This window comes from Bradyrhizobium sp. UFLA03-84 (genome assembly GCF_002289535.1).
Classification (GTDB): Bacteria; Pseudomonadota; Alphaproteobacteria; order Rhizobiales; family Xanthobacteraceae; genus Bradyrhizobium; species Bradyrhizobium viridifuturi.
This window is the reverse complement of sequence record NZ_NSJY01000016.1, coordinates 419,157-443,259: the sequence shown is the minus strand read 5'-3', so window position 1 is coordinate 443,259 and position 24,103 is coordinate 419,157. Positions and strand designations below refer to the sequence as shown.

Below are 24,103 nucleotides of genomic sequence, written 5' to 3'. Positions count from 1 at the left end.
GCTTCCTAACAACTCCAAACCTTTATCGGTGTCGATCGACGACGCGCGTCGCGTCGCTGAAGGCCGCCGTCGGAATTGAAAGGCAGACCATGCTCGACAAAGTGACCAAGCAGAAGCTGGTGGTGATCGGTAACGGGATGGCCGGCATCCGCACCGTGGAGGCGCTGCTCGAACGCGCGCCCGATCTCTACGACATCACGGTGTTCGGCTCCGAGCCGTACGGCAATTACAACCGCATCCTGCTGTCGCCGGTGCTCGCCGGCGAGAAGACCGTCGACGACATCATGCTCAACACCGTCGACTGGTACGAGGACAACAACATCACGCTGCGCAAGGGTGAGACGATCAGCATGATCGATCGCCGCACCTGCGAGGTCGTCACCGATGCCGGCGATCGCGTTCCCTACGACCGCCTGCTGATCGCGACGGGCTCAAACCCGATCATGCTGCCGCTGCCCGGCAAGGAGCTGCCCGGCGTGATCGGCTTCCGCGACATCTACGATGTCGATCGCATGATCAAGGCCTCGACCGACTATCGCAACGCGGTGGTGATCGGCGGCGGTCTGCTCGGCCTTGAAGCCGCCAACGGGCTGATGAAGCGCGGCATGAACGTCACTGTCGTGCATCTGCTCGACACCCTGATGGAGCGCCAGCTCGATCCGGTGGCCGGCGGCCTGTTGCGCAAGTCGCTGGAAGAGCGGGGCATGGTGTTCAAGATGCCGGCGCAGACCCAGGCGATCCTGGGCGAGGACCGCGTCACCGGCGTGCGCTTCGGCGACGGCACCGAGCTGCCGGCCGACCTCGTGGTGATGGCCGTCGGCATCCGCCCGAACTTCGAGCTCGCCAAGAAGGCGGGGCTCTATTGCGAGCGCGGCATCGTCGTCTCCGACACCATGCAGACCTATGACGGCCGCATCTATGCGGTCGGCGAATGCGTGCAGCACCGCCGCCAGACCTACGGTCTCGTCGCGCCGCTGTTCGATCAGGCCAAGGTCTGCGCCAACCATCTCGCGATGAAGGGCTTTGCCACCTATGACGGCTCGGTCACCTCGACCAAGCTGAAGGTCACCGGCATCGACCTGTTCTCGGCCGGCGACTTTGCGCCGGGACCGGACAAGGAGGAGATCGTGCTGCAGGACGCCAACCGCGGCGTCTACAAGCGCATCATCCTGAAGGACAAGAAGATCGTCGGCGCCGTGCTCTACGGCGACACCATCGACGGTCCCTGGTACTTCCAGCATCTGCGCGACGGCACCGACGTGTCGCATATGCGCGAGCGTCTGGTGTTCGGCGCCGCCAATCTCGGCGACGGCGGCGTCAGCGGCCAGAACTCGGTGGCTGCGATGAGCGACGAGACCGAGATCTGCGGCTGCAACGGCGTCTGCAAGGGCGCGATCGTCAAGGCGATCTCGGACAAGAAGCTGTTCACGCTCGACGACGTCCGAGCCCATACCAAGGCGTCGTCGTCCTGCGGGTCCTGCACCGGCCTCGTCGAGCAGGTTCTGGCGTTCACGCTCGGCGGCGACTATTCGGCGGCGCCGAAGGTCAAGCCGCTGTGCAAGTGCACCGATCACAGCCACGACGACGTCCGCCGCGTCATCGTCGAGCAGCAGCTCAAGACCATTCCGGCCGTGATGCGCTTCATGGAGTGGAAGACGCTGAACGGGTGCCATTCCTGCCGTCCGGCGCTGAACTATTATCTGCTCGCGACCTGGCCGGGCGAATATCGCGACGACCAGCAGTCGCGCTTCATCAACGAGCGCGTCCACGCCAACATCCAGAAGGACGGCACCTATTCGGTGGTGCCGCGGATGTGGGGCGGCGTCACCACGCCGAGCGAGCTGCGCGCCATCGCCGACGTCGCCGAGAAGTTCAACATCCCGACGGTGAAGGTCACCGGCGGCCAGCGCATCGACCTGCTCGGCGTCAAGAAGGAGGACCTGCCGGCGGTGTGGGCCGATCTCAACGACGCCGGCATGGTGTCCGGCCACGCCTACGCCAAGGGCCTGCGCACGGTGAAGACCTGCGTCGGCTCGGAGTGGTGCCGGTTCGGCACCCAGGATTCCACCGGCCTCGGCGTCAAGCTCGAGAAGTTCATGTGGGGCTCGTGGACGCCGGCCAAGGTCAAGCTCGGCGTTTCCGGCTGCCCGCGCAACTGCGCGGAGGCGACCTGCAAGGACGTCGGCGTGGTCTGCGTCGATTCCGGCTACGAGATCCATTTCGCCGGCGCCGCGGGCCTGCACATCAAAGGCACCGAGTTCCTGACCAAGGTCGAGACCGAGGACGAGACGCTCGAGGTGATCGTGGCGCTGACCCAGCTCTACCGCGAGGAAGGCTGGTATCTCGAGCGCATGTACAAATGGTGCGATCGCGTCGGTCTCGAACAGATCAGGAAGCGGGTGGTCGACGACGTCGCGAACCGCAAGGCGCTGTTCGCCCGCTTTGCCCATTCGCAGCAGTTCGCGCAGACCGATCCGTGGGCCGAGCGCGCCAGCCGCGGCGTCGACCGCAACGAGTTCGCGCCTCTCGCCGAATTGGAGCTCGCATGACCAGCTGGATCGAAATCGGCGCACTCGACGACATTCCGCGGCTCGGCTCGCGCGTGGTGCGCACCTCTAGCGGCAACATCGCGGTGTTCCGGACCGAGAGCGACGAGGTGTTCGCGCTCGACGACCGCTGCCCGCACAAGGGCGGGCCGCTGTCGCAGGGCATCGTGCACAACAAGCGCGTCACCTGTCCGCTGCATAATTTCGTCATCGAGCTCGCGAGCGGGCAGGCGGTCGCGCCCGACGAGGGCTGCACCCATACCCATCCGGCCAAGGTCGAGAACGGCATTGTCTGGTTGTCGGTGCGGCAGGCGGCCGCGGTGAGCTGAGCGTCAGGCAATGCCGGTCAAGACCACGTGTCCTTATTGCGGTGTCGGTTGCGGCGTCATCGCGTCCAGGGACGACGCGGGCAACGTCCAGGTCGAAGGCGACAAGCAGCATCCGGCCAATTTCGGCCGGCTCTGCAGCAAGGGCTCGGCGCTCGCCGAGACCATCGATCTCGACGGGCGTGTGCTCGAGCCGGTCGTCGACGGCGAGCCGGCTGCGTGGGACGACGCGCTCGATCGCGTCGCCGACGGCTTTAGCCGGATCATCCGGGAGCACGGGCCTGACGCGGTCGCGTTCTATGTCTCCGGCCAGCTCCTGACCGAGGACTATTACGTCATCAACAAGCTCGCCAAGGGCTTCGTCGGCACCGCCAATATCGACACCAATTCGCGGCTGTGCATGGCCTCCAGCGTGGCCGGGCACAAGCGCGCGTTCGGCAGCGATACCGTGCCGGGCTGCTACGAGGATCTCGAGCAGGCGGATTTGCTGGTGCTGGTCGGCTCCAACGCCGCCTGGTGCCATCCGATCCTGCACCAGCGCATGCTGGCGGCAAAGGAGAAGAACCCGGCCTGCAAGATCGTGGTGATCGATCCGCGCCGCACCGCGACCTGTGAGGGCGCGGATCTGCATCTGCCGCTGCGCTCGGGCAGCGACTCCGTGCTGTTCAACGGGCTGTTCGCATTCCTCGCCGGAAGCAATGCGGTCGATCGCGGCTTTGTCGGCAATTGCACGACCGGCGTCGTCGACGCGCTCAAGCAGGTCGGCGGCCAGAGTCTGGCGCAGACGGCTGCGACCTGCGGCCTGACCGAAGGCGCGGTCGGATTGTTCTTTGACTGGTTCACGAAGACCGAGCGCGTCGTCACGCTGTACTCGCAAGGCATCAACCAGTCGTCGAGTGGCGTCGACAAGGTCAACGCCATTATCAATTGCCATTTGTTGACCGGGCGCATCGGCCGTCCCGGCATGGGGCCGTTCTCGCTGACTGGCCAGCCCAACGCGATGGGCGGCCGCGAGGTCGGCGGGCTCGCCAACCAGCTTGCCGCGCATATGGAGATCGAAAACCCCGCGCATCGCGAGCTGGTGCAGCGGTTCTGGCGCGCGCCGGTCATTGCGGAGAAGGCCGGGCTGAAGGCGGTCGACATGTTCGATGCGATCGCCGACGGCCGCATAAAGGCGGTGTGGATCATCTCGACCAATCCGGTGGTGAGCCTGCCCGATGCCGATCGCGCGCGGGCCGCGCTCGACGCCTGCGAGCTCGTCGTGGTGACGGACTGCATGCGCGACACCGACACCACGCGCCATGCCGACGTGCTGTTGCCGGCGCTGGCGTGGGGCGAGAAGGACGGCACCGTCACCAATTCCGAGCGCCGGATCTCGCGGCAGCGGCCATTCCTCGGAGCGCCGGGCGAGGCGCGCGCCGACTGGCGGATCATCTGCGACGTCGCCACCCGGATGGGATACAGCGGCTTCGACTACGCGTCGGCCGCGGAGGTGTTCCGCGAGCACGCCGAATTGTCGGGCTTCGAGAACCAGGGCCAGCGCGACTTCGATATCTCGGCGCTGGCTGCGCTCGACGACCGTGGTTATGACGCGCTGGCGCCGGTGCAGTGGCCGGTGACGTCCGAGCATCCCGCCGGCACGCCGCGGATGTTCGAGAGCCAGACCTTCTTCACGCCCGACCGCAAGGCGCGCTTCGTGCCGGTCATGCCGCGTGCGGCACGCAACGCGACCAGCCGAGACTTTCCGCTGGTGCTCAACACCGGTCGTGTCAGAGATCAGTGGCACACCATGACCCGGACCGGGAAGACCGGCCGGCTGCTGTCGCATGCCTTCGAGCCCTATGCCGAATTCCATCCCGAGGATGTGCGGCAGGCCGGACTGCAAAACGAAGGACTGGTGCGGCTGACCTCTGGCTGGGGCGAGATGATCGCGCGGGTCGTAATCACCGCCGACCAGCGCCGCGGCTGCGTGTTCGTGCCGATGCACTGGAATGAGGAGTTCGCCGGTGAGGGCCGCGTCAACGCGCTGGTCAATCCGGCGGTCGATCCGCTATCCGGCCAGCCGGAGTCCAAGCACACGCCGGTCAAGGCCGATCCCTACGCGCCGAAATGGCACGCCTTCATCCTGAGCCGCGATGCGATCAAGCGTCCGGCGTCGGGCTATTGGGTCTACGGCAAGGCCGGCGATGGCACCCGGCTGGAGCTCGCGCTCGATACCCGCCCCGAGAGCTGGCGCGACTGGGCGAGGGCGCAGCTCGGCCTCGAAGGCGTCGAGATCGAATGGATCGCCTATCGCGATCCGGCGGCGGGCCGCTTCCGCTACGCGGCGGTGCGCGAGGGCCGGCTCGAAGGCTGCGTGTTCATCGCGCCGGATCACACGCTGCCGTCGCGGGCCTGGCTGACCGGGCTGTTCGCCGAGCAGCAATTGTCGGCCAATGCGCGGATGTCGCTGCTCGCAGGACGGCCGTTCGGCGGCGGCGAGGATGTCGGCCCGATCGTCTGCTCCTGCTTCAGCATCGGGCGGCACCAGATCACTGCCGAGATCAGGAAGGGCGCCGACAGCGTCGATGCGATCGGCCGCTGCCTGAAGGCCGGGACCAATTGCGGCGGCTGCAAGCCCGAGATCGGCAAGCTGATCGGCGCCACCGCGCAGCCGCGGCAGGCGGCGATCGCGTCCTGATTTGCGTTATTCCCTCGCGTGACTAGCAACCCCGGCAGATGCTCTTCAGCTTGGTGTTGAGCAGGCGGTCCTCCTCGTCGGAGGCCGCCTTGGTGTAGGCGTCGTCGCCGTGCCGCTTGTCGGAGGCCAGTCCGCCGCCGCGATGTGCCGCGCCGGCATGTATGCCGTGCAAGCCGCCATGGCCGTGGCCGCGCGCATCTGCCGGCGGCGGGGCGGCCGCAAACAGCATCAGCAGCAGCCCGACCGTCGTGATCGTCCGCATAGTTTCCTCCTCGTCGCGGTAAAATACCGCCGGTGCTGAGGCAAATCGGGGTCAGGCCTCTTCACAATTTCGCGTGGCGGCAATCGGCCGATGCCGCCGCGGGTTCCCCGGAGAGCTCGTCCGGTGCGCCGCACATAGGCCGCCCGCGGATGGCTTCATGCCGACAATGCAGTGCTCGCGGCAGCAAAATGGTGTATCGGCAAGCTCTGGCGCCGATAGACATCGCTGGGACGCGGTCCGGCGCCGGATAATCAAGATTTAGCAAGATATCGGAGGAATGCTTCATGTCGGCTCTGCCACTCTCGGGCATCAAGATTCTCGACCTGACGCGGGTGCTCGCGGGCCCGCTGTCGGCCCAGATGCTGGCGGATCTCGGCGCCGAGGTAATCAAGATCGAGCGGCCCGGCGGCGGCGACGACGCCCGCGCCTTTGGCCCGCCCTATCTCAGTGATCCCGAAGGCAAGGCGAACAACAACAACTCGTTCTATCTCTGCGCCAACCGCAACAAGAAGTCCGTCACCGTCAACATCGCCAAGCCGGAAGGGCAGGCGATCATCCGCGAGCTCGCCAAGTCGGTCGACGTGATGATGGAGAACTACAAGGTCGGCGATCTCAAGCGCTACGGCCTCGACTACGAGACCATCAAGGAGCTCAATCCCGGCATCATCTATTGCTCGGTCACCGGCTTCGGCCAGACCGGCCCGTACGCCACGCGCGCCGGCTATGATGCCATCCTGCAGGCGATGGGCGGCCTGATGAGCGTGACCGGCCATATCGACGGCGAGCCCGGTGCGGGCCCGATGAAGGTCGGCCCCTCGATCGTCGACTACATGACCGGCATGAACACCTCGATCGGTATTTTGTCGGCGCTGTACCATCGCGACGCCAACAACGGGGAAGGGCAGCATGTCGACGTCTGCCTGTTCGACACGGTGATCGCCTCGCTGTCGCACTGGCTGCAGATCTACCTCGTTAACGGCACCATGCCGCCGCGCCGCGGCACCTGGGGCAATGGCGGTATGCCGGCCGGCGTATTCCGCTGCACCGACGGCGAACTGATGCTGGTGGTCGGCAATGACGGCCAGTTCCAGCGCACCTGCGCCGTGCTCGGCGAACCCGAACTCGCGAACGACAAGCGCTTCGTCAAGAACAACGACCGCGTCGTGCACGGCAAGGAGATCATGGCGATCTTCGCCGGCCTGTTCCTGAAGAAGCCAGTCGCCTACTGGCTGGAGAAGTTGGAGGAAGCCGGCGTACCCTCGGGCCCGATCAACAATTTCGAGCAGGTGTTCAGCGATCCGCACGTGCAGTCGCGCGGCATGCGGGTCAAGGTCGATCATCCCTTCGAGCCGAACCTGTCGCTGATCCGCAACGCGCTGACCTTCTCGGGCACCCCGATCACCGACTACCGCGCGCCGCCGCTACTGGGCGCCGACACCAAGGACGTGCTGGCGACCATCGGCTATGACGAGGCCAAGGTCGAAGGCCTGAAGGCGCAGGGGATTCTGTAGGGGTGCTCGAGGCGGCCGATTGCGGTCTGCCGCCCCGTCATCCCCGCGCAAAGGCTTCGCCTTTGTCGCTGGAGGTGCGAGCTCCTGCGAGCCTCGAAGGACGCAAGGCCCGGCCGGTGGCCGTCGATCCTTCGAGACGGCCGCTGCGCGGCCTCCTCAGGATGACGGTGATAGAGTGCGTCGGTGACGACAACACTTCGATCTGTATCGAGGCATCATTGACACCGGCCTGCTAGTTTGGCGCCATCGATCCCTCATCGAAGGTGCCAATCATGAAACGGGAAGTGATCCGCGTCGAACCGATCTCCAGCTGGCTGGAGCGCTGGAAGGCGCCGGCATCGGCGGTCACCCGCGCCGGCAACATGGTCTTCGTCTCCGGCCTGCCGCCGTTCGATCCGGCAACCGGCGAGATCGCCGCCGGGGCCTCGATCGAGCGGCAGAGCGAGCTCGTGATGGAGCAGCTCAGGCAGTGCCTGGAAGCCGCCGGCGCGTCGTTCGACAACGTGATGAAGTGCAACATCTTCTGCACCTCGGCCAAGCACTTCGCGACCTTCAATACAATCTACCGAAAATATTTCGCAGATGACCTGCCGGCGCGGATCTTCGTCTGCATCCCGGAGTGGACCGGACCATTCGATATCGAGATCGACTGCATCGCGATGGTGTGAGCATGATCCGGAAAGGTACGAAGCGGGTTTCCCTCGCGACGAGCGCAAGGCGCTAGCGCGGGGATCATGCTCAAACCATGAGCTAGAGCGCGACGGCGGTTCAGCCCAATCGCATCGCGTTTAGGGACGGGTCCCTACAGATCCTGCCGCGTCAGCCGGCCGTGCACCAGGACCGGCCGCGCGGCGGGCTTACTCGGCACGTCGCCCATCGTCAGCGCCATCACCGAGACCGTGACCACGCGATCGATGATGGCGTGGACGTCGTCGAGGTCGCATTTGCCTTCCGACAGCCGCAGCAGGCGTTCCTTCTCGCGGATGGTGTGGTGCGCCATCGCTAGCGCGAAGTGCAGCCCCCAATACAGCTCGGTGTCGTCACGGCCGGGCATCGCGCGGCGCATCGCGGCAGCGAATTTGCGTAAGTGATCGACCTCGCGGTTCTTGATGCGGCGGATCGGCGGCACGGATTCGATCGACGCGCGGATCATGAAGCGCGCGGCGGTCGAGCCCTCGCGATCGGGCCCGAGGCAGCCGCGCAGGGTGGGGCCGACGAGGGCGCGCATGATGTCCTCGATCGCGGCGCGGCCGCCGCCGGCTTCCTCCGCCGCCTTCAATTCATTGAGACGTTCGCGGTTGGTCTGGATGCTGCGGGTGACGAACAGCTCCGCGATCAATTCGTCCTTGGAGCCGAAATGATAGTTCACCGCCGCGAGGTTGACGTTCGCTTCCGCGACGATGTCGCGCAGCGTGACGTCGCCGAAACCGCGGTCGGCATAGAGCCGCTCGGCGGCGGCGAGAATGGCGGATCGGGTCTGGTCGCTGGCCATGGTTGAGAGCCTTTCCGTTATTCCGCGGCGCGCCGGGGAATGACGAAGACGACAGGGAGTTGCATTTCAAACATTTGTATGAAACTATCGTTTGAAGAGCCGGAAATGTCAATCCGCTGATCGCGGGGCGGCGCTCTGGCACACCACCGCCGCCAGTTCCGCGAACGCCCTTGCGAGCCGCGGAGGCGGGGTCAACAATGCGGCCCAAAAGGCCAAGGTGCCAAACGGCAAGGCCCACAAAGGCAAAGCCCAAGTCTAGGAAACGAGGAGCGTCCCATGGATTTCACGATGTCGCCGAAGCAGAAGGAGTGGCTGGAGCGCGTTCAGGCTTTCATGAAAACGCATGTTCGCCCGGCGGTGCCGGTCTATGAGAAGCAGGACGCCGAAGGCCCGCGCTGGAAGGTGATCCCGGTCCTCGAGGACCTGAAGAAGAAGGCGAAGGCCGAAGGCCTCTGGAACATGTTCATGCCGCCGTCCTCGCATGAGGATGACGAGTTCCACGGCGCGGGATTGACCAATCTCGAATACGCGCTGCTGTCGGAGGAGATGGGTCACATCTCCTGGGCGTCGGAAGTGTTCAATTGCTCCGCTCCCGATACCGGCAACATGGAAGTGTTCATCCGCTACGGCACCAAGGAACAGAAGCGCAAATGGCTGCGCCCGCTGATGGACGGCGAGATCCGCTCCGCCTTCCTGATGACCGAGCCGGCGGTGGCTTCCTCTGACGCCACCAACATCGAGACCCGCATCGAGAAGGACGGCGATCACTACGTCATCAACGGCCGCAAATGGTGGTCGTCCGGCGTCGGCGACCCGCGCTGCAAGGTCGCGATCCTGATGGGCAAGACCGACTTCAACGCCGCCAAGCATCAGCAGCAGTCGCAGATCCTGGTGCCGCTCGACACCCCCGGCATCAAGGTCGAGAAGATGCTGCCGGTGTTCGGCTTCGACGATGCGCCGCACGGCCATGCCCAGGTGCTGCTCGAAAACGTTCGTGTGCCGAAGGAAAACATCCTGCTCGGCGAAGGCCGCGGCTTCGAGATCGCACAGGGCCGTCTCGGCCCGGGCCGCATCCATCACTGCATGCGCACCATCGGCCAGGCCGAGGAGGCGCTCGAGAAGATGGTGAAGCGGCTCGCCTCGCGCACCGCGTTCGGCAAGAAGATCATCGAGCATTCGGTCTGGGAGCAGCGCATCGGCGAGGCCCGCACCGACATCGAGATGAATCGTCTCTTGTGCCTCAAGGCCGCCGACATGATGGACAAGGTCGGCAACAAGACCGCGCAGGCCGAGATCGCAATGATCAAGGTCGCAGCGCCCAACATGGCGCTGAAGATCATCGACCAGGCGATCCAGGCGTTCGGTGGCGGCGGTGTCTCCGACGATGCCGGGCTCGCGAAGGCCTATGCCCATATCCGCACGCTTCGTCTCGCCGACGGTCCGGACGAGGTGCACAATCGCGCCATTGCAAGGCTCGAAGTTCGGAAGTATGCAAACACGTCGCACTGAGCATGATGCGGAACGCATGGCGTTCGCGCGCACATCGTGCTCAGAATGAAAAGCGAGATCAGGCTGGTGCGCCAGCCTGATTGAGGGAGCGTCGCACGGCGCTCCATAAAAACTGAGTTGAGGGAGCGTCATCGTGGCGGACGGCGTCAGGAAAGACGAAGAATTTTCCGGAACACGGGAAGTCGAGGAGCGTCATCGCGTCAATGAGGCGAGCCTCGATGCCTGGATGAAGCAACACGTCGAGGGCTATCAGGGTCCGCTCAAGGTCCTGCAGTTCAAGGGTGGCCAGTCCAACCCGACCTATAAGCTCGAAACCCCCGGCCGCAACTACGTGATGCGCCGCCGGCCGTTCGGTAAGCTGTTGCCGTCGGCTCATGCGGTCGATCGCGAGTTCCGCGTCATCGCGGCGCTCGGCAAGCAGAACTTCCCGGTCGCGAAAGCCTACGCGCTGTGCACCGACGATGCGGTGATCGGCTCGGCCTTCTACATCATGTCGATGGAGGAGGGGCGGGTGTTCTGGGATCCGACGCTGCCGAGCCAGGAGCCGGACGCGCGGCGGAAGATCTTCACCAGCAAGATCGAGACGCTGGCCAAGCTGCACGTCCTCGATCCCGAAAAGATCGGGCTCGGCGATTTCGGCAAGCCCGGCAACTATTTTGCGCGCCAGGTCGACCGCTGGACCAAGCAGTATCGCGCGTCCGAGACGCAGCATATTCCGGAGTTCGAGAAGCTCGCGGAGTGGCTGCCGAAGACGGTGCCGGAGCAGAAGCGCGTCTCGGTCGTGCATGGCGACTATCGCCTCGACAACATGATCTTCCACGCCACGGAGCCGCGGGTGCAGGCGGTGCTGGACTGGGAATTGTCGACGCTCGGCGATCCCATGGCCGACTTCACCTATTTGTTGATGCAGTGGACCATGCCGGGCCTCGCCAATGCTGATCTGAAGGCATTGAACATTCCGAGCCAGGACGAGGCCGCGCAGATCTATTGCAACGTCACCGGCATGGCCGTGCCGGATCTTAACTGGTACTTCTCCTACAATCTGTTCCGCCTCGCCGGCATCACGCAGGGCATCGCTGGCCGCGTCCGCGACGGCACCGCCGCCAATGCCAAGGCCCTCGAGTCGGCCGCGCGCACCGTGCCGCTGTCGAAGGCGTCATGGGAATACGCGCAGAAGGCCGGCGCGATCTGATCCGAAAATGCGGCGCGTTCCCCGGGGTTCGCGCCGCTTCTGCGTAGTGCGGCATGTTTCCACACTGTAGCCATCTGTGACTTGAGTTGGCAGCGCCGCTTTGGCAAGTCAGTCCGGTCAACGCCCGCCCTGGTCCTGATCGGACAATTTCATCTTGCCCCTTTCCTCGAACCTTCGCGGCAGCCTGTTCATGGCTGCGGCCATGGCCGCCTTCACGGCCAACGACACCATCACCAAGGCGGTTTCGGCGGAGCTCAACATCGGGGAGATCCTGCTGGTCCGCGGTCTGGTCGCGATGGTGCTGGTCGCCGCACTGGCCTGGTACCGCGACGCGCTGCGCAGCTTCAGTGCGCTGTTGATCTGGCCGGTCGGATTGCGCGTGATCGGCGAGATCGGGGGCACGCTGACCTATCTTTCGGCGATCGCACAGATTCCACTCGCCAACGCCTCGGCGATCTTCCAGGCGCTGCCGCTGGTCATCACATTGGGCGCTGCGCTGGTGTTCGGCGAGCCGGTCGGCTGGCGGCGCTGGCTTGCGATCGCGGCCGGCTTCCTCGGCGTGCTGGTCATCGTCCGGCCCGGCGCCGAAGGCTTTAGCCAGGCCGCGCTGCTGGCGCTGGCGTCGGTCGGCTTCTGCGCGGTGCGCGATCTCGCGACCCGGCGCATCCCGAAGAACCTGCCGACCGTGTTCATCACGCTGCTGACGACCGTGACGGTGACGACCGCGGGCGCCGCCGTGCTGGTGCCGCTCGGCGGCTGGCGGCCGCCGTCCGGTCAGGCGCTCGGCCTGCTCACATTCGCAGCGGTGCTGATCCTGATCGGCTATCAATGCATCATCGTGTCGCTGCGCACCGGCGACATCTCGGCGGTGGCGCCGTTCCGCTACACCGCGCTGCTGTGGGCGATGCTGACAGGCTATCTCACCTTCGGCCACAAGCCCGACGGTGCGATGCTCGCGGGTGCCGCAATCATCGTCGCTTCCGGCCTCTACGCCTTCTACCGCGAGCGCAAGCGCGACAAGCTCCGTCCCGCCGCGACCGGGCCGGGCCTGCCGCCGGACGGGTTGTGATCTATCCATGATCTGTAGGATGGGTGGAGCCAACGGGGCCGCGCTTGCGCGGACCCATTGGTTCTACCCATCCTACCAGTCGTTCGCGGCGTCACTTCGCGCAATGCGCGATCAGCCGCGCGACGAAATCCCCGCAGGCCTCGAGCTGCGACATCTCGACGAACTCGTCCGGCGTGTGTGCCTGTGCGATTGCGCCGGGGCCGACCACGACCGACGGCACGTCCGCCATGCTGGTGAACAGGCTCGCCTCCGTGCCGAAGGCGACCTTGGCGTGGTCGTTGCGGCCGGCAAACTGCTTGGCGAGCGTAACGATCGGCGCGTCCGCGGCGGTGTCGAGCGCAGGGTAATCGAGGATTTCCTCGAAATCGATGCCGCAGTCCGGGTGGCGCGCGCGCATCTTCGGTTCGATCTCGGCCTTGGCCCAGGCGATGATCGCATCGGTGACCTCGCGCGACTCCGTGATGCCGATGCCGCGGCACTCGAAGTCGACCGCGCAGTGATCGGGCACGATGTTCAGCGCGGCGCCGCCGTGCACGACGCTGGTCAGCAGCGTGGAGTGGGGCACGTCGTAGAGACTGTCGCGCTCGCGCTTGGCCGCGAGCTGTTCGGCGCGACGGCGGATCTCGGTGATCAGGTCGGCCGCATACTCGATCGCGTTCACCCCGTCGGGCGCGATCGAGGAATGGCGGGCGAGCCCGCGGAACGTGGCGCGCACGCCGTGCTTGCCCTTGTGGCCGATGATCACCTGCATCCGGGTCGGCTCGCCGACGAAGCAGCCGAGCGGTCTGACCGGCTTGCGCGCGACCTCGCGCAGCATCGGGCGGACGCCGACGCAGCCGATCTCCTCGTCATACGAGATCGCAAGATGGATCGGTGTCTTCAGGCCGGCGTCGACCATCTCCGGCACCATGGCGAGACAGACCGCGACAAAACCCTTCATGTCGGTGGTGCCGCGACCGTACAGCTTCCCGTCGCGCTCGACCAATTCGAACGGATTGTGGGTCCAGTCCTGTCCTGCGACCGGCACGACGTCGGTATGCCCCGACAGAACCAGGCCTGCCTTGTCTTGCGGGCCGATCGTGACCCACAGCGAGGACTTCTGCCCGGTGTCATCGACGATGCGCTGGCTGCTGACGCCGAGCGAGGCGAGATAGCGCTCGATGTAGTCGATCAGCGGCAAATTGCTGCGGTCGCTGATCGTGTCGAAGGCGACGAGGTCGGCCAATAGCTTGCGGATACGGTCGGGACGTTGATTTTGCATGAATTGGGTCACTGGCGAGAATGGATCCCCGGACCATAACAACGAAAGCATGAAAGGGAAAAGAAGCCCGTCGTCCCGGGCGAGTGGGTTGTCCGGTCCGTAAGACTCACAAGCCGCGCCAAACATTCCGTGTCGTCCTGGCGACAGCCAGGACCCATTATCCCAAATCTCAGTTGCTGCGCGATGCTGGGGCCGCGATCCCGCCCATCACCAGATGCGGTGGTTATGGGTCCTGGCTTTCGCCAGGACGACGCGCGGGAAGTGTTGCTTACCACTCCGGCGTCATCGCCCGGCTCGACCGGGCGATCCAGTACGCCGCGGCCTCGCGGCTCAAGCACTGCTGCCTCTGGAATACTCGCTCACCCGCTTTCGCGGGTGATGACGCCGCGTGATTGAATCGAAAACCATCCTCATCGTCGTCCCTGCGAAAGCAGGGACCCATAACCACGAATGGTCATTATTGAACGATACTGTAACGACGAGTCCCTTCCACCACACCTGCCGCGGCGTATGGGTCCCGGCCTTCGCCGGGACGACAGTGGTGGATGTGGCGCTGTCATCGCGCCATCGCGAACCTCATCCGTTCCGCGAACGGCGAGCACCGTTGCTAAATCGGCTTGCCCGTATACGGCATCGACGCCGTCAGACCGCCGTCGACCGGGATGGCCTGGCCATTAACGTAAGACGCCTCGTCGCTTGCCAGGAACAGGCCCATCGCGGCGAGCTCGTGCGGCTGGCCGGGGCGCTTCAGCGGATTGAGCTGGCCGATCTTGTCCTGGGTGCCGCGCTCCTTGGCGCGATCGAACACCGGCTTGGTCATGCCGGTCTCGATCAGGCCGGGGCAGACCGCGTTGATGCGCACGCCGGTGCCGGAGAGCGAATAAGCGGTGGTCTGCACCAGGCTGATGACGCCGGCCTTGCTCGCGCCGTAGGGATGTCCGCTGGCGCCGGCCTTCAGGCCCGCCACGGATGCGGTGCAGATGATCGAGCCGAAGCCTTGCTTGGTCATGTACGGAATCGAATGCTTGATCGCGAGGAACGGGCCGATCAGATTGACGCGCAGCACCTCCTGCCAATGTTCCGGAGTCTGGTCGGCGAGCGGAACGAGGCCGCCGCTGACGCCGGCATTGGCCCAGATCGCATCGAGCTTGCCGTATTTGGCGACGGCCTTGTCGATGAAGGCCTTCACGTCGCTCTCCGATCCGGCATCCGCAGTGACGGCTTCGACCGTGCCGCCGGCATCGCGCACCAGCTTGGCAGTCTCGTTCACGCCATCGGTACGATCGACCGCGATCAGCTTGGCGCCTTCCCGGGTGAACAGCAGCGACGCCGCGCGGCCGATACCGCTGCCGGCGCCGGTGATGATGACGGATTTGCCTTCGAGGCGGCCCATGATTTTCTCCCTGTTCACATGATCCGTGGCACGCCTGCCGCGGGACGGAATTCAAACAAAATTTCAAACGTCAGAAGCACTTGAGACGATGTGCGGCGTGACGTACAGCGTGACGGGACAGTATTGAAGGGCTCATCCGATGTCCAATCCAGACAAGCCTAAGGTGACGGTGACGCGCTGGTGGTGGGTTCGCCACGCGCCGGTGCGCAGCGACGGTGGCAACATCTACGGGCAGGAGGACATCGACTGCGACACCGGCGATGTCGAAGTGTTCGAGGCGGTCGCCAAGATGCTGCCCCGCGATGCTGTCTGGTATTCGAGCAATCTCAAGCGCACGCACAAGACCGCTGAAGCGATCTGGGCCGCCGGTTATCCGAAGCCCGAAAGCATGACGCATGAACGCGACTTCGCCGAGCAGCATCTCGGCCGGTGGCAGGGCATGAACCGCGCAGCGATTCTCGCCAGCCGACCGCCGGGCAGCGCCTGGTTCTCCGACGTCAACGAACCCGCGCCCGGCGGCGAGAGCTTCATGGATCTCTACACCCGCGTTTGCCGCACTATCGTGCGCATCACGGCCGCGGAGGCGGGCAGGGATGTGATCGCCGCCGGCCATGGCGGCGTGATCAAGGCCGCGATCGGTCTCGCGCTCGGCGGCCAGCCGGATCGGGGCCTGTCCTTCGACATCGACAATGTCTCGGTGACGCGGCTCGATCACATTGCGGCGCCCGGCCTGTCGATGTGGCGGTTGCCGATGGTCAATCAGCAGCCGTGGATTGCCGATCCCCGTCACGCCGCGATGCATCAGCCGGCCGGACCCGAAGTCAGGCCGGCGAGCAAGCTTGCGTGATCGCGCTATCGCTACACCGCGCCACTGCCTAAGCTCGACGCAGAATTCAAACACCTTACATCAGGGAGAGAACCATGACCTTGTTCGACATGAAGGGAAAAGTCGCCGTCATCACCGGCTCGACGCGCGGCATCGGACGCGCAATCGCCGAGCGGATGGCCGAGCACGGCGCCAAGGTCGTGATCTCCTCGCGCAAGGCCGACGTTTGCGAGGAGGTGGCGAAGGAGATCAACGCCAGCTACGGCAAGGGCACCGCGGTTGCGATCGCAGCGAATATCTCGTCGAAGGAAAACCTGCAGAACCTGGTCGACGAGAGCAACCGCGCCTTCGGCAAGATCGACGTGCTGGTCTGCAACGCGGCGTCGAACCCGTACTACGGCCCGCTCGCCGGCATCTCCGACGATCAGTTCCGCAAGATCCTCGACAACAATATCGTCGCCAACAACTGGCTGATCTCGATGGTGGTGCCGCAGATGATCGAGCGCAAGGACGGCTCCATCATCATCGTGTCGTCGATCGGCGGGTTGAAGGGCTCGACCATCCTCGGCGCCTATGCGATCTCGAAGGCCGCCGACATGCAGCTGGCACGCAACCTCGCCTGCGAATACGGCAAGCACAATATCCGCGTGAACTGCATCGCGCCCGGCCTGATCAAGACCGACTTCGCCAAGGCGCTGTGGGACAATCCGGACAATCTGAAGGCCTCGACCGCGCGCTCGCCGCTGCTCCGGATCGGCGTGCCGGACGAGATCGCGGGCGCGGCCGTGATGATGGGCTCGCGCGCCGGTGACTTCATGACCGGCCAGACCATCGTGATCGACGGCGGCGCGACCATCAGCTGAGGCGCGCTTGGCGCGAGGGACGCGCCACACACTCAACTGTCATCACCCGCGAAAGCGGGTGATCCAGTATTCCAGAGGCAGTCGTTATTGAGCCGATGGGGCGCGGCGTACTGGATGCCCCGCCTGCGCGGGGCATGACAGTGTTGGATGGGGAGGGAGGCGTGCGCGCCTTACTCCACCGCCGCATACACCCCGTTGCGCACCAGCGAGCGGGTGTATTCGCGCTGGCCGGGGCCCTGCATCATGAAGACCGCGATCAGGTCTTCGCGCGGATCGATCCAGAAGAACGTGCCGGCCATGCCGCTCCAGAAGTATTGGCCGACCGAGCCGGAGAACGGCGCGATGCCCTGCTGCATGCGCACGGCGAAGCCGAGGCCGAAGCTGTGGCCGGGCGACACCAGCGTGCCCTGCACCTTGACGCCGGCGCCGAGGTGATCGGACGCCATGAATTCGAGCGTCTTGCGGCCGATGATCCTGATGCCGTCGAGTGAGCCGCCGTTGAGCAGCATCTGCGCGAAGCGGGCATAGTCCATCGTGGTCGACACCAGGCCGCCGCCGCCGGATTCCATCGCCGGCTTCTCCAGCATGTTGAACAGCTGCACCTTCTCATTGGTCCAGGGATCGTTCGCAAACGCCTCGGCGAGCCGGCCGGCATTGGCTTCGGCGGTGTGGAAGGCGGTCTCGTTCATCTGCAGCGGTGAGAGGATGCGCTCAGTGAGGAACTCGCCGAGCGTCTTGCCGCTGACGACTTCGATGATGCGGCCGAGGATGTCGGTGGAGCGGCTGTAATTCCACTCGGCGCCGGGCTGGCAGACCAGCGGCATGCCGGCGAGCATGGTGGCGTGCTCGGCATTAGTGATCTTGCGGCTGCGCAGCCGAGACTGCTTGTAGAGCTCCTGCACCGGGCCGTTGCCGGTGTGGTCATACGTTAAACCCGACGTGTGGCGCAGCAGGTCCTGGATGGTCATCTGCCGCTGCACGGGGACCAGCTCGAGCTTGCCGTCGCGTTCGACGCCGACCTTGGTCTCGGCGAATTCGGGGATGAACTTCGCGACGGGGTCGTTGAGCAGGAAGTGGCCGTCCTCCAGCAGCTGCATGATGCCGACCGAGACGATCGGCTTGGTCATCGAGAAGATGCGGAAGATCGTGTCATGCGTCATCGGCGCCGCGGCGGTCGGGCTCTGCCGGCCGATCGCGTCGAACCAGCCGATCTGGCCGCGCCGTGCCACCAGCACCGTGAAGCCGGGCGCGGTTCCCTTGTCGACCTCGCGCTTGAAGGTGTCGGACAGCGCCTGCAGCCGCGCGCTCGACAGCCCGATCGATTCGGGCTTGGCGAGGGGAAGGGACGGGGTGGTTGGGCCGGCGGCGTGCTTGGTGGCGGTCTGGGCGTTCATGGTCTCTCCCTGGTTCTTGATTCTTGCGGCGAGGTGCCGACGTGGCGTGATCTTCGGGTAATGGCCGAAGTCTGACGCAGAAGTTTTGCAATGAACAGAAGCTTCGCTGCTTCGCCCTTGCAAACCGGCCATGCCCTGTGCTTGAAACGGCGCGAACCGGCGGCGACGCTGGTTCCCTGCAGGAGTGTAGCTCAATTGGTAGAGCACCGGTCTCCAAAACCGGGGGTCGCAGGTTCGAGCCCTGCCACTCCTGCCAGCTTTCCCGCCAGCTTTTAGCCAACAGTTTGAATGCCTTGGCCGAGGTCCTGGACCCCGGCCATGATCATTTCACTCACTTGATCAGCGGGCAGCCACCGTCCTTGAGCGGCCGGAACGCCTGGTCGCCGGGCACCTCGGCGAGCACCTTGTAGTAATCCCACGGCGCCTTCGATTCCTCGGGCTTCTTGACCTCGAACAGGAACATCGAGTGCACCATGCGGCCGTCCTCGCGCACCACGCCATTGTCGGTGAAGGCGTCACGCACCGGGGTGGCGCGCATCTTCGCCAGCACGGGCTTGGTCTCCTTGGTGCCGGCGGCCTTGACCGCGTTGAGGTAGTGCAGGGTGGCGCTGTAGGTCGCGGCCTGGTTCATGGTCGGCATCCGCTTCATGCGCTCGAAGAAGCGCTTGCCGAAGGCGCGGGTGCGGTCGTTGAGGTCCCAATAGTAGGCCTCGGTGATAATCAGGCCCTGTGCGAGCTTCAGACCGAGGCTGTGGATGTCGGAGATGAACATCACGATGCCGGCGAGGTTCTGCCCGCCCGCGACGATGCCGAATTCGGCGGCTTGCTTGATCGCGTTGATGGTGTCGCCGCCGCCATTGGCGAGGCCGACGATCTTCGCCTTCGACGACTGCGCCTGCAGCAGGAAGGAGGAGAAGTCCGGCGTGTTAAGCGGGTGCCGGGCGCTGCCGAGCACCTTGCCGCCGGCGGCGCGGACCACGTCGCCGGTGTCGCGCTCGATCGAGTGGCCGAACACGTAGTCGGCGGTGATGAAGAACCAGCTGTCGCCCCCGTTCTTCACGATCGCGCTGCCGACGGTGTGGGCGTTGGCGTAGGTATCGTAGGTCCAGTGCAGCGTGTAGGGCGAGCAGGACTTGCCGGTGATGTCGGAGCTCGCAGCATCCGTCACGATCATGATCTTCTCGAACTGCTTCGACATCTCCATGCCGGCGAGCGCGGTCGCCGAGGTCGGCATGTCGATGATCATGTCGACGTTCTCAGCCTCGTACCATTTGCGGGTGATGGTGGCGGCGACGTCGGCCTTGTTGAGGGCGTCGGCGGTGACGAGCTCGATCGGCTTGCCGAACATCGAGCCGCCGAACTCCTCGATCGCCATCTTGGTGGCTTCGACATTCCCGGCGCCGCCGATGTCCGAATAGACCGACTGGAAATCGGTCAGCACACCGATCTTGAGCGGGGTCTGTTGCGCGAGCGCGGGCCCCGCCAGCACTGCGGCAAGCAGGCCGGCCGCGGACAGACTCGTGGCGATGGATCTCATGATGATGTGCCTCCCCGGACGTTCTTATATGTTTGTCCGACAAAGCTAGATTTGTCAGGTTCCAGTGTCAATTCTGACCGGCTTGGTGCGACATTTCGGCCAGCAACAGCTGATTTGACGCTTCGCAGGCCTTCGCCTACATTTTGTCCGACAAACAACAATCGGGAGCCCAAGGTGCCTTCCACGCCGCTGTTCCGGCGCATCGACGTCGCGCCGGCCTATCAGAAGGTCGCCGATGCGATCGAGCGCGAGATCATCAATGGCCGGATCAAGCCGGGCGAGCCGATCGGCACCGAGCAGCAGCTGGTCGCGCAGTTTGGCGTCAACCGCTCGACGGTGCGCGAAGGCATTCGCGTGCTTGAGGAGGGTGGGCTGATCCGCCGCGATTCCAGCCGCCGCCTGCAGGCTTGCCTGCCGCGCTACAACAAGCTCGCCACGCGGCTGTCGCGTGCGTTGATCCTGCACGAGGTGACGTTCCGCGAACTGTTCGAGACCTCGATGACGCTGGAGGTCGCGAGCGTCGAGGGCGCGGTGGAGCGCGCGACCGAGGAGAACATCGCCGAGCTCGCCGGCAATCTCGAGCGCAGCGCCGCTGTCGTGGGTAATCCCGCAGAGCTCGCCGAGTGCGACGTGGAATTCCATGTGCTGATGGCCAAGGCCTCGCAGAACCGCGTGCTGCAGCTCGCCCGCGAGCCCGCTGCGCAGCTGTTCTTTCCGACCACCGAGATGATCGTCGGCGGCGTGCCCGAAGGCGGCGCGCGCCTCGTCGAGGCGCATGGCCACATCCTCGATGCGATCAGGTGGCGCGACAAGGAGGCCGGCGTGCTGTGGACGCGACGGCATTTGCAGGACTGGCGGCGCGGCTTCGAGAAGATCGCCTCGCTCGATCGTTCGGTCGAGCACACCTACATGGAACACGCCTACGCCGCCCGGCAATAGCGGCGGCGCGGCAGAGACACGACAACAACAAGAAGCACATTCGGGAGGAACTTCATGAGCGACAACATCGCAGCAACCATCCAGCGCGCCCGCGAGCACAGCATCGGCGATTTGCTGCGCCGGTCCGCCAGGCGCTATCCGGCCAAGACCGCGCTGATCTGCGGCGAGGTGAGCTGGACCTTCGCGGAGATGGATGCGATCTGCAATCGGCTCGGGCGCGGCCTGCTCGGCCTAGGCATCGCGAAGGGTGACCGCGTCGCGGTGCTGTCGCGCAACTCGCACGGCTTCGCCGCGCTGCGCTTCGCGGTGGCGCGGATCGGCGCGATCCTGGTGCCGATCAACTTCATGCTCAATCCCGACGAGATCAATTTCATCCTCGCCAATTCCGGCGCGAAGCTGCTCGCGGTCGGACCCGATTTCGTGGAGACGGCGCATGCTGCTGCCGCCAAGGGCTCGGCGGTCGAAACCCTGATCTGGCTGCCGGGTGAAGATCCGGCCACTGCGCCCGACGGCATCACGACCTTCGACAGCCTGCTGCACGGCGACGCCTCGGCGCCCGACGTATCGGTCGACAGCCGCGATCCCGCGCAGATCATCTACACCAGCGGCACGGAGTCGCTGCCGAAGGGCGCGATCCTCACCCATGAAGCCGTGATGTGGCAGTATGTCAGCTGCATCATCGACGGCGGCATGGCGACCGACGACACCGTCTTGCACGCGCTGCCGCTCTATCATTGCGCACAGCTCGACGTGTTCCTCGGGCCCGCGATCTATCTCGGCGCCACCAGTCTCATCACCGGCAAGCCGGTGCCCGACAATGTCCTGGCGCTGATCGCGGCCCACAAGATCAACTCGTTCTTCGCGCCTCCGACGATCTGGATCGCGATGCTGCGCTCGGGCGCGTTCGATCGCACTGACTTGTCGACCCTGCGCAAGGGCTATTACGGCGCCTCGATCATGCCGGTCGAGGTGCTGCTCGAATTGCAGCGCCGGCTGCCCGACGTGAAGTTCTGGAATTTCTACGGCCAGACCGAGATCGCGCCGCTCGCGACGGTGCTTGCGCCGCGCGACCAACTGCCGAAGGCCGGCTCCGCGGGCAAGCCCGCGATCAATGTCGAGACGCGGGTGGTTAGGCCCGACATGACCGACGTCGCGGTCGGCGAGGTCGGCGAGATCGTGCACCGCTCGCCGCATTTGCTGTCCGGCTACTACAATGATCCGGTCAAGACCGCGTCTGCCTTCGCCGGCGGCTGGTTTCATTCCGGCGATCTCGCGACCGTCGATGCCGACGGCTACATCACCGTGGTCGACCGCGTGAAGGACATGATCAAGAGCGGCGGCGAGAATGTCGCGAGCCGCGAGGTCGAGGAGATGATCTACCGGCTGCCGGCGGTGTCCGAGGTTGCGGTGGTCGGGTTACCCGACCCGCGCTGGATCGAGGCGGTGACCGCGATCGTTGTGGTCAAGGCCGGCCAGGACCTCGATGCCGACGCCGTCATCAAGCATTGCGCGGCGTCGATGGCCCATTTCAAGGTGCCGAAGCGGGTCATCTTCGTGGATGCCCTGCCGAAGAACCCGAGCGGCAAGCTGCTGAAGCGCGAGCTGCGGCAGCGCTATGTCGGCGGCGCCACGCTGGATCAGGCGGTGCAGACGAGCTTTGCCGGATAACCGACCCCGCCGATACGGCGGAAGGCTTGAGCCATGGCCCCAAGCCGTCCGCCTAAGTGCTTGATTTGAGAGGCCCCGTTCCGATCCGCCCGAGGTGCGGCCGGGGCGGGGCGCGACGGTGCCGACCTTGACGTTTGGCTCCTCTCGCAGTAGATACGCGGCACTCGCAGCCGGCCCGCTTTGATCGCGGATATCCGGCGCGGCCTAATTCCCCGAACATTCGAGCTCGTTTATCGGCTCAACCTTCCAAACGAGGGCTGGGTCCGCAAGGTCGGCTGTTCGGATTCCTTGAAACGTTGCAATCGTCCGGAGACGGACGCGGATCTCACGATGGCTTTCAGCCCGTTCAAATTCCTTCAGGAAGTGCGCTCGGAGACCGCCAAGGTCACCTGGCCGACGCGCCGCGAGACGACGATCACCACCATCATGGTGTTCGTGATGGTGGCGCTGGCCTCGATCTTCTTCTTCGCCGCAGATCAGATCATCCGTTATCTGATCACCCTGATACTGGGCATCCACTGATGAGCATGGGAACTCAATTGATGGACAAGCGCTGGTACATCGTTCACGCCTATTCGAACTTCGAGAAGAAGGTCGCGGAGTCGATCCGCGAGCAGGCCAAGCAGCGCGGACTGGAAGAGCTGTTCGAGCAGGTGCTGGTGCCGACCGAAAAGGTCACCGAGGTGCGCCGCGGCCGCAAGATCGACGCCGAGCGCAAGTTCTTCCCGGGCTACGTGCTGGTGAAGATGAAGCTGACCGACGAGGCGTTCCATCTGATCAAGAACACCCCGAAGGTAACCGGCTTCCTCGGCGCGGAAAACAAGCCGATGCCGATCTCGGAAAACGAGGCGATGCGGATCCTGCACCAGGTGCAGGAGGGCGTGGAGCGTCCGAAGGCGTCGGTGTCGTTCGAAATCGGCGAGAACGTGCGCGTGGCCGACGGCCCGTTCGCCTCGTTCTCCGGCGTGGTGGAAGAAATCGACGAGGCGCGCTCGCGCGTGAAGGTCGCGGTGTCGATCTTCGGCCGCGCGACCCCGGTGGAACTGGAATTCGGTCAGGTCGAAAAGGTGGTCTGACCGGACGGCGTGGGGTATATGCCCCCCGTCAAGTGAGAGGCCGTGGGAGGGAGGAGGCGGTCGCCAGCCCCTTCAACCGAACCACGGAACCTGAAACCGCCGGCCCCGTCCGGCACAACAGGAGTGATAAATGGCAAAGAAAGTGACCGGATACCTGAAGCTTCAGGTCCCGGCCGGTGCGGCGAATCCTTCGCCCCCGATCGGCCCCGCGCTTGGTCAGCGCGGTCTGAACATCATGGAGTTCTGCAAGGCGTTCAACGCGCAGACCCAGAAGGAAGAGAAGAACACCCCGATCCCCGTGATCATCACGATCTATGCGGACCGGTCCTTCACCTTCGAGATGAAGACCCCTCCGATGTCCTACTTCCTCAAGCAGGCCGCCAAGATCCAGTCCGGATCGAAGGCGCCGGGCCGCGACAAGGCCGGCAAGGTGACCAAGGCGCAGGTGCGCGAGATCGCCGAGAAGAAGATGAAGGACTTGAATTGCGACACCATTGAATCGGCCATGAAGATGGTCGAGGGCTCTGCCCGTTCGATGGGTCTGGAAGTTGCGGGGTAA

At 64.9% G+C, this 24,103-nt stretch carries 21 protein-coding genes and 1 tRNA gene; 16 read left to right on the top strand and 6 right to left on the bottom strand.

All coding sequences use genetic code 11. The annotated features are described in order from the left end of the window. Positions 1-89 precede the first annotated feature (89 nt). From nirB to CK489_RS32130, 3 genes are read left to right on the top strand one after another with little or no spacing between them, the layout of a single operon-like run. Positions 90-2,549, top strand: coding sequence for a nitrite reductase large subunit NirB (gene nirB / locus CK489_RS32140; protein WP_095735121.1), 2,460 nt, complete (start codon positions 90-92; stop codon positions 2,547-2,549). Further along, on the top strand, positions 2,546-2,875 hold the full coding sequence (nirD, locus tag CK489_RS32135) for a nitrite reductase small subunit NirD (RefSeq protein ID WP_095735120.1): 330 nt from the start codon (positions 2,546-2,548) through the stop codon (positions 2,873-2,875). Before nirB ends, nirD begins: the two co-directional genes overlap by 4 nt. A 10-nt stretch (positions 2,876-2,885) precedes the next feature. Next, a complete protein-coding gene (locus CK489_RS32130; RefSeq protein ID WP_095735119.1) occupies positions 2,886-5,552 on the top strand; it encodes a nitrate reductase in 2,667 nt (888 codons plus the stop codon). Between the two features lie 22 nt (positions 5,553-5,574). On the opposite strand, the gene CK489_RS32125 is transcribed toward CK489_RS32130, so the two are convergent. Further along, positions 5,575-5,814, bottom strand: a complete 240-nt coding sequence (locus CK489_RS32125) for a hypothetical protein (RefSeq protein WP_095735118.1) — start codon at positions 5,812-5,814, stop codon at positions 5,575-5,577. A 284-nt stretch (positions 5,815-6,098) separates the two neighbouring features. Here CK489_RS32125 and CK489_RS32120 point away from each other — a divergent pair, with 284 nt between their 5' ends. Both CK489_RS32120 and CK489_RS32115 read left to right on the top strand, forming a co-directional pair. Then, positions 6,099-7,325 carry a CaiB/BaiF CoA transferase family protein gene (locus tag CK489_RS32120; RefSeq protein WP_095735117.1) on the top strand — a complete coding sequence of 409 codons (1,227 nt, stop codon included), beginning with the start codon at positions 6,099-6,101 and terminating at the stop codon, positions 7,323-7,325. 272 nt (positions 7,326-7,597) lie between these two features. Next, on the top strand, positions 7,598-7,993 hold the full coding sequence (locus CK489_RS32115; RefSeq protein WP_095735116.1) for a RidA family protein: 396 nt from the start codon (positions 7,598-7,600) through the stop codon (positions 7,991-7,993). Between the two features lie 134 nt (positions 7,994-8,127). On the opposite strand, the gene CK489_RS32110 is transcribed toward CK489_RS32115, so the two are convergent. After that, a complete protein-coding gene (locus tag CK489_RS32110) occupies positions 8,128-8,817 on the bottom strand; it encodes a TetR/AcrR family transcriptional regulator (RefSeq protein ID WP_095735115.1) in 690 nt (229 codons plus the stop codon). A gap of 276 nt (positions 8,818-9,093) precedes the next feature. On the opposite strand from CK489_RS32110, the gene CK489_RS32105 reads away from it, so the two are divergent. From CK489_RS32105 to CK489_RS32095, 3 genes are all read left to right on the top strand, one after another. Further along, positions 9,094-10,326, top strand: a complete 1,233-nt coding sequence (locus CK489_RS32105) for an acyl-CoA dehydrogenase family protein (RefSeq protein ID WP_050625719.1) — start codon at positions 9,094-9,096, stop codon at positions 10,324-10,326. A gap of 133 nt (positions 10,327-10,459) precedes the next feature. Beyond that, on the top strand, positions 10,460-11,518 hold the full coding sequence (locus CK489_RS32100; protein ID WP_095735114.1) for a phosphotransferase family protein: 1,059 nt from the start codon (positions 10,460-10,462) through the stop codon (positions 11,516-11,518). 154 nt (positions 11,519-11,672) lie between these two features. Further along, the gene (locus CK489_RS32095; protein ID WP_095735113.1) at positions 11,673-12,587 is read left to right on the top strand and encodes a DMT family transporter; all 915 of its coding nucleotides are present in this window, start codon (positions 11,673-11,675) and stop codon (positions 12,585-12,587) included. A 91-nt stretch (positions 12,588-12,678) separates the two neighbouring features. Here CK489_RS32095 and argE read toward each other — a convergent pair whose 3' ends face one another. Together argE and CK489_RS32085 are read right to left on the bottom strand one after the other, a co-directional pair. Next, positions 12,679-13,848, bottom strand: coding sequence for an acetylornithine deacetylase (gene argE / locus CK489_RS32090; protein WP_095735112.1), 1,170 nt, complete (start codon positions 13,846-13,848; stop codon positions 12,679-12,681). Between the two features lie 607 nt (positions 13,849-14,455). Further along, positions 14,456-15,241 (bottom strand): SDR family NAD(P)-dependent oxidoreductase, encoded by a 786-nt coding sequence (locus tag CK489_RS32085; RefSeq protein ID WP_095735111.1) that lies wholly within the window; start codon positions 15,239-15,241, stop codon positions 14,456-14,458. Between the two features lie 139 nt (positions 15,242-15,380). Here CK489_RS32085 and CK489_RS32080 point away from each other — a divergent pair, with 139 nt between their 5' ends. After that, positions 15,381-16,088 carry a histidine phosphatase family protein gene (locus CK489_RS32080; RefSeq protein WP_095735110.1) on the top strand — a complete coding sequence of 236 codons (708 nt, stop codon included), beginning with the start codon at positions 15,381-15,383 and terminating at the stop codon, positions 16,086-16,088. A gap of 74 nt (positions 16,089-16,162) precedes the next feature. Further along, positions 16,163-16,930: an SDR family NAD(P)-dependent oxidoreductase gene (locus tag CK489_RS32075; protein WP_050625725.1), complete on the top strand. Its 768-nt coding sequence runs from the start codon at positions 16,163-16,165 to the stop codon at positions 16,928-16,930. A gap of 170 nt (positions 16,931-17,100) precedes the next feature. Here the strand turns inward: CK489_RS32075 and CK489_RS32070 are convergent, their stop codons facing one another. Next, positions 17,101-18,324 carry a serine hydrolase domain-containing protein gene (locus tag CK489_RS32070; RefSeq protein WP_158226526.1) on the bottom strand — a complete coding sequence of 408 codons (1,224 nt, stop codon included), beginning with the start codon at positions 18,322-18,324 and terminating at the stop codon, positions 17,101-17,103. A gap of 180 nt (positions 18,325-18,504) precedes the next feature. Between CK489_RS32070 and CK489_RS32065 the strand changes: the two genes are divergently transcribed. Then, positions 18,505-18,580, top strand: a tRNA-Trp gene (locus tag CK489_RS32065). A 75-nt stretch (positions 18,581-18,655) separates the two neighbouring features. On the opposite strand, the gene CK489_RS32060 is transcribed toward CK489_RS32065, so the two are convergent. After that, on the bottom strand, positions 18,656-19,861 hold the full coding sequence (locus tag CK489_RS32060) for an ABC transporter substrate-binding protein (RefSeq protein ID WP_095735108.1): 1,206 nt from the start codon (positions 19,859-19,861) through the stop codon (positions 18,656-18,658). 174 nt (positions 19,862-20,035) lie between these two features. On the opposite strand from CK489_RS32060, the gene CK489_RS32055 reads away from it, so the two are divergent. The 5 genes from CK489_RS32055 to rplK all read left to right on the top strand — a co-directional run bounded on the left by CK489_RS32055 (position 20,036) and on the right by rplK (position 24,103). Continuing rightward, positions 20,036-20,800, top strand: coding sequence for a FadR/GntR family transcriptional regulator (locus tag CK489_RS32055; protein ID WP_095735107.1), 765 nt, complete (start codon positions 20,036-20,038; stop codon positions 20,798-20,800). Between the two features lie 54 nt (positions 20,801-20,854). Continuing rightward, complete coding sequence (locus CK489_RS32050) at positions 20,855-22,468, top strand: acyl-CoA synthetase (RefSeq protein ID WP_095735106.1); 1,614 nt, start codon at positions 20,855-20,857, stop codon at positions 22,466-22,468. Positions 22,469-22,798: 330 nt separating this feature from the next. Next, complete coding sequence (gene secE / locus CK489_RS32045; RefSeq protein WP_016840554.1) at positions 22,799-22,990, top strand: preprotein translocase subunit SecE; 192 nt, start codon at positions 22,799-22,801, stop codon at positions 22,988-22,990. A gap of 20 nt (positions 22,991-23,010) precedes the next feature. Further along, complete coding sequence (gene nusG / locus CK489_RS32040) at positions 23,011-23,544, top strand: transcription termination/antitermination protein NusG (RefSeq protein WP_050625731.1); 534 nt, start codon at positions 23,011-23,013, stop codon at positions 23,542-23,544. A gap of 130 nt (positions 23,545-23,674) precedes the next feature. Beyond that, positions 23,675-24,103 carry a 50S ribosomal protein L11 gene (gene rplK / locus CK489_RS32035; protein WP_011088164.1) on the top strand — a complete coding sequence of 143 codons (429 nt, stop codon included), beginning with the start codon at positions 23,675-23,677 and terminating at the stop codon, positions 24,101-24,103.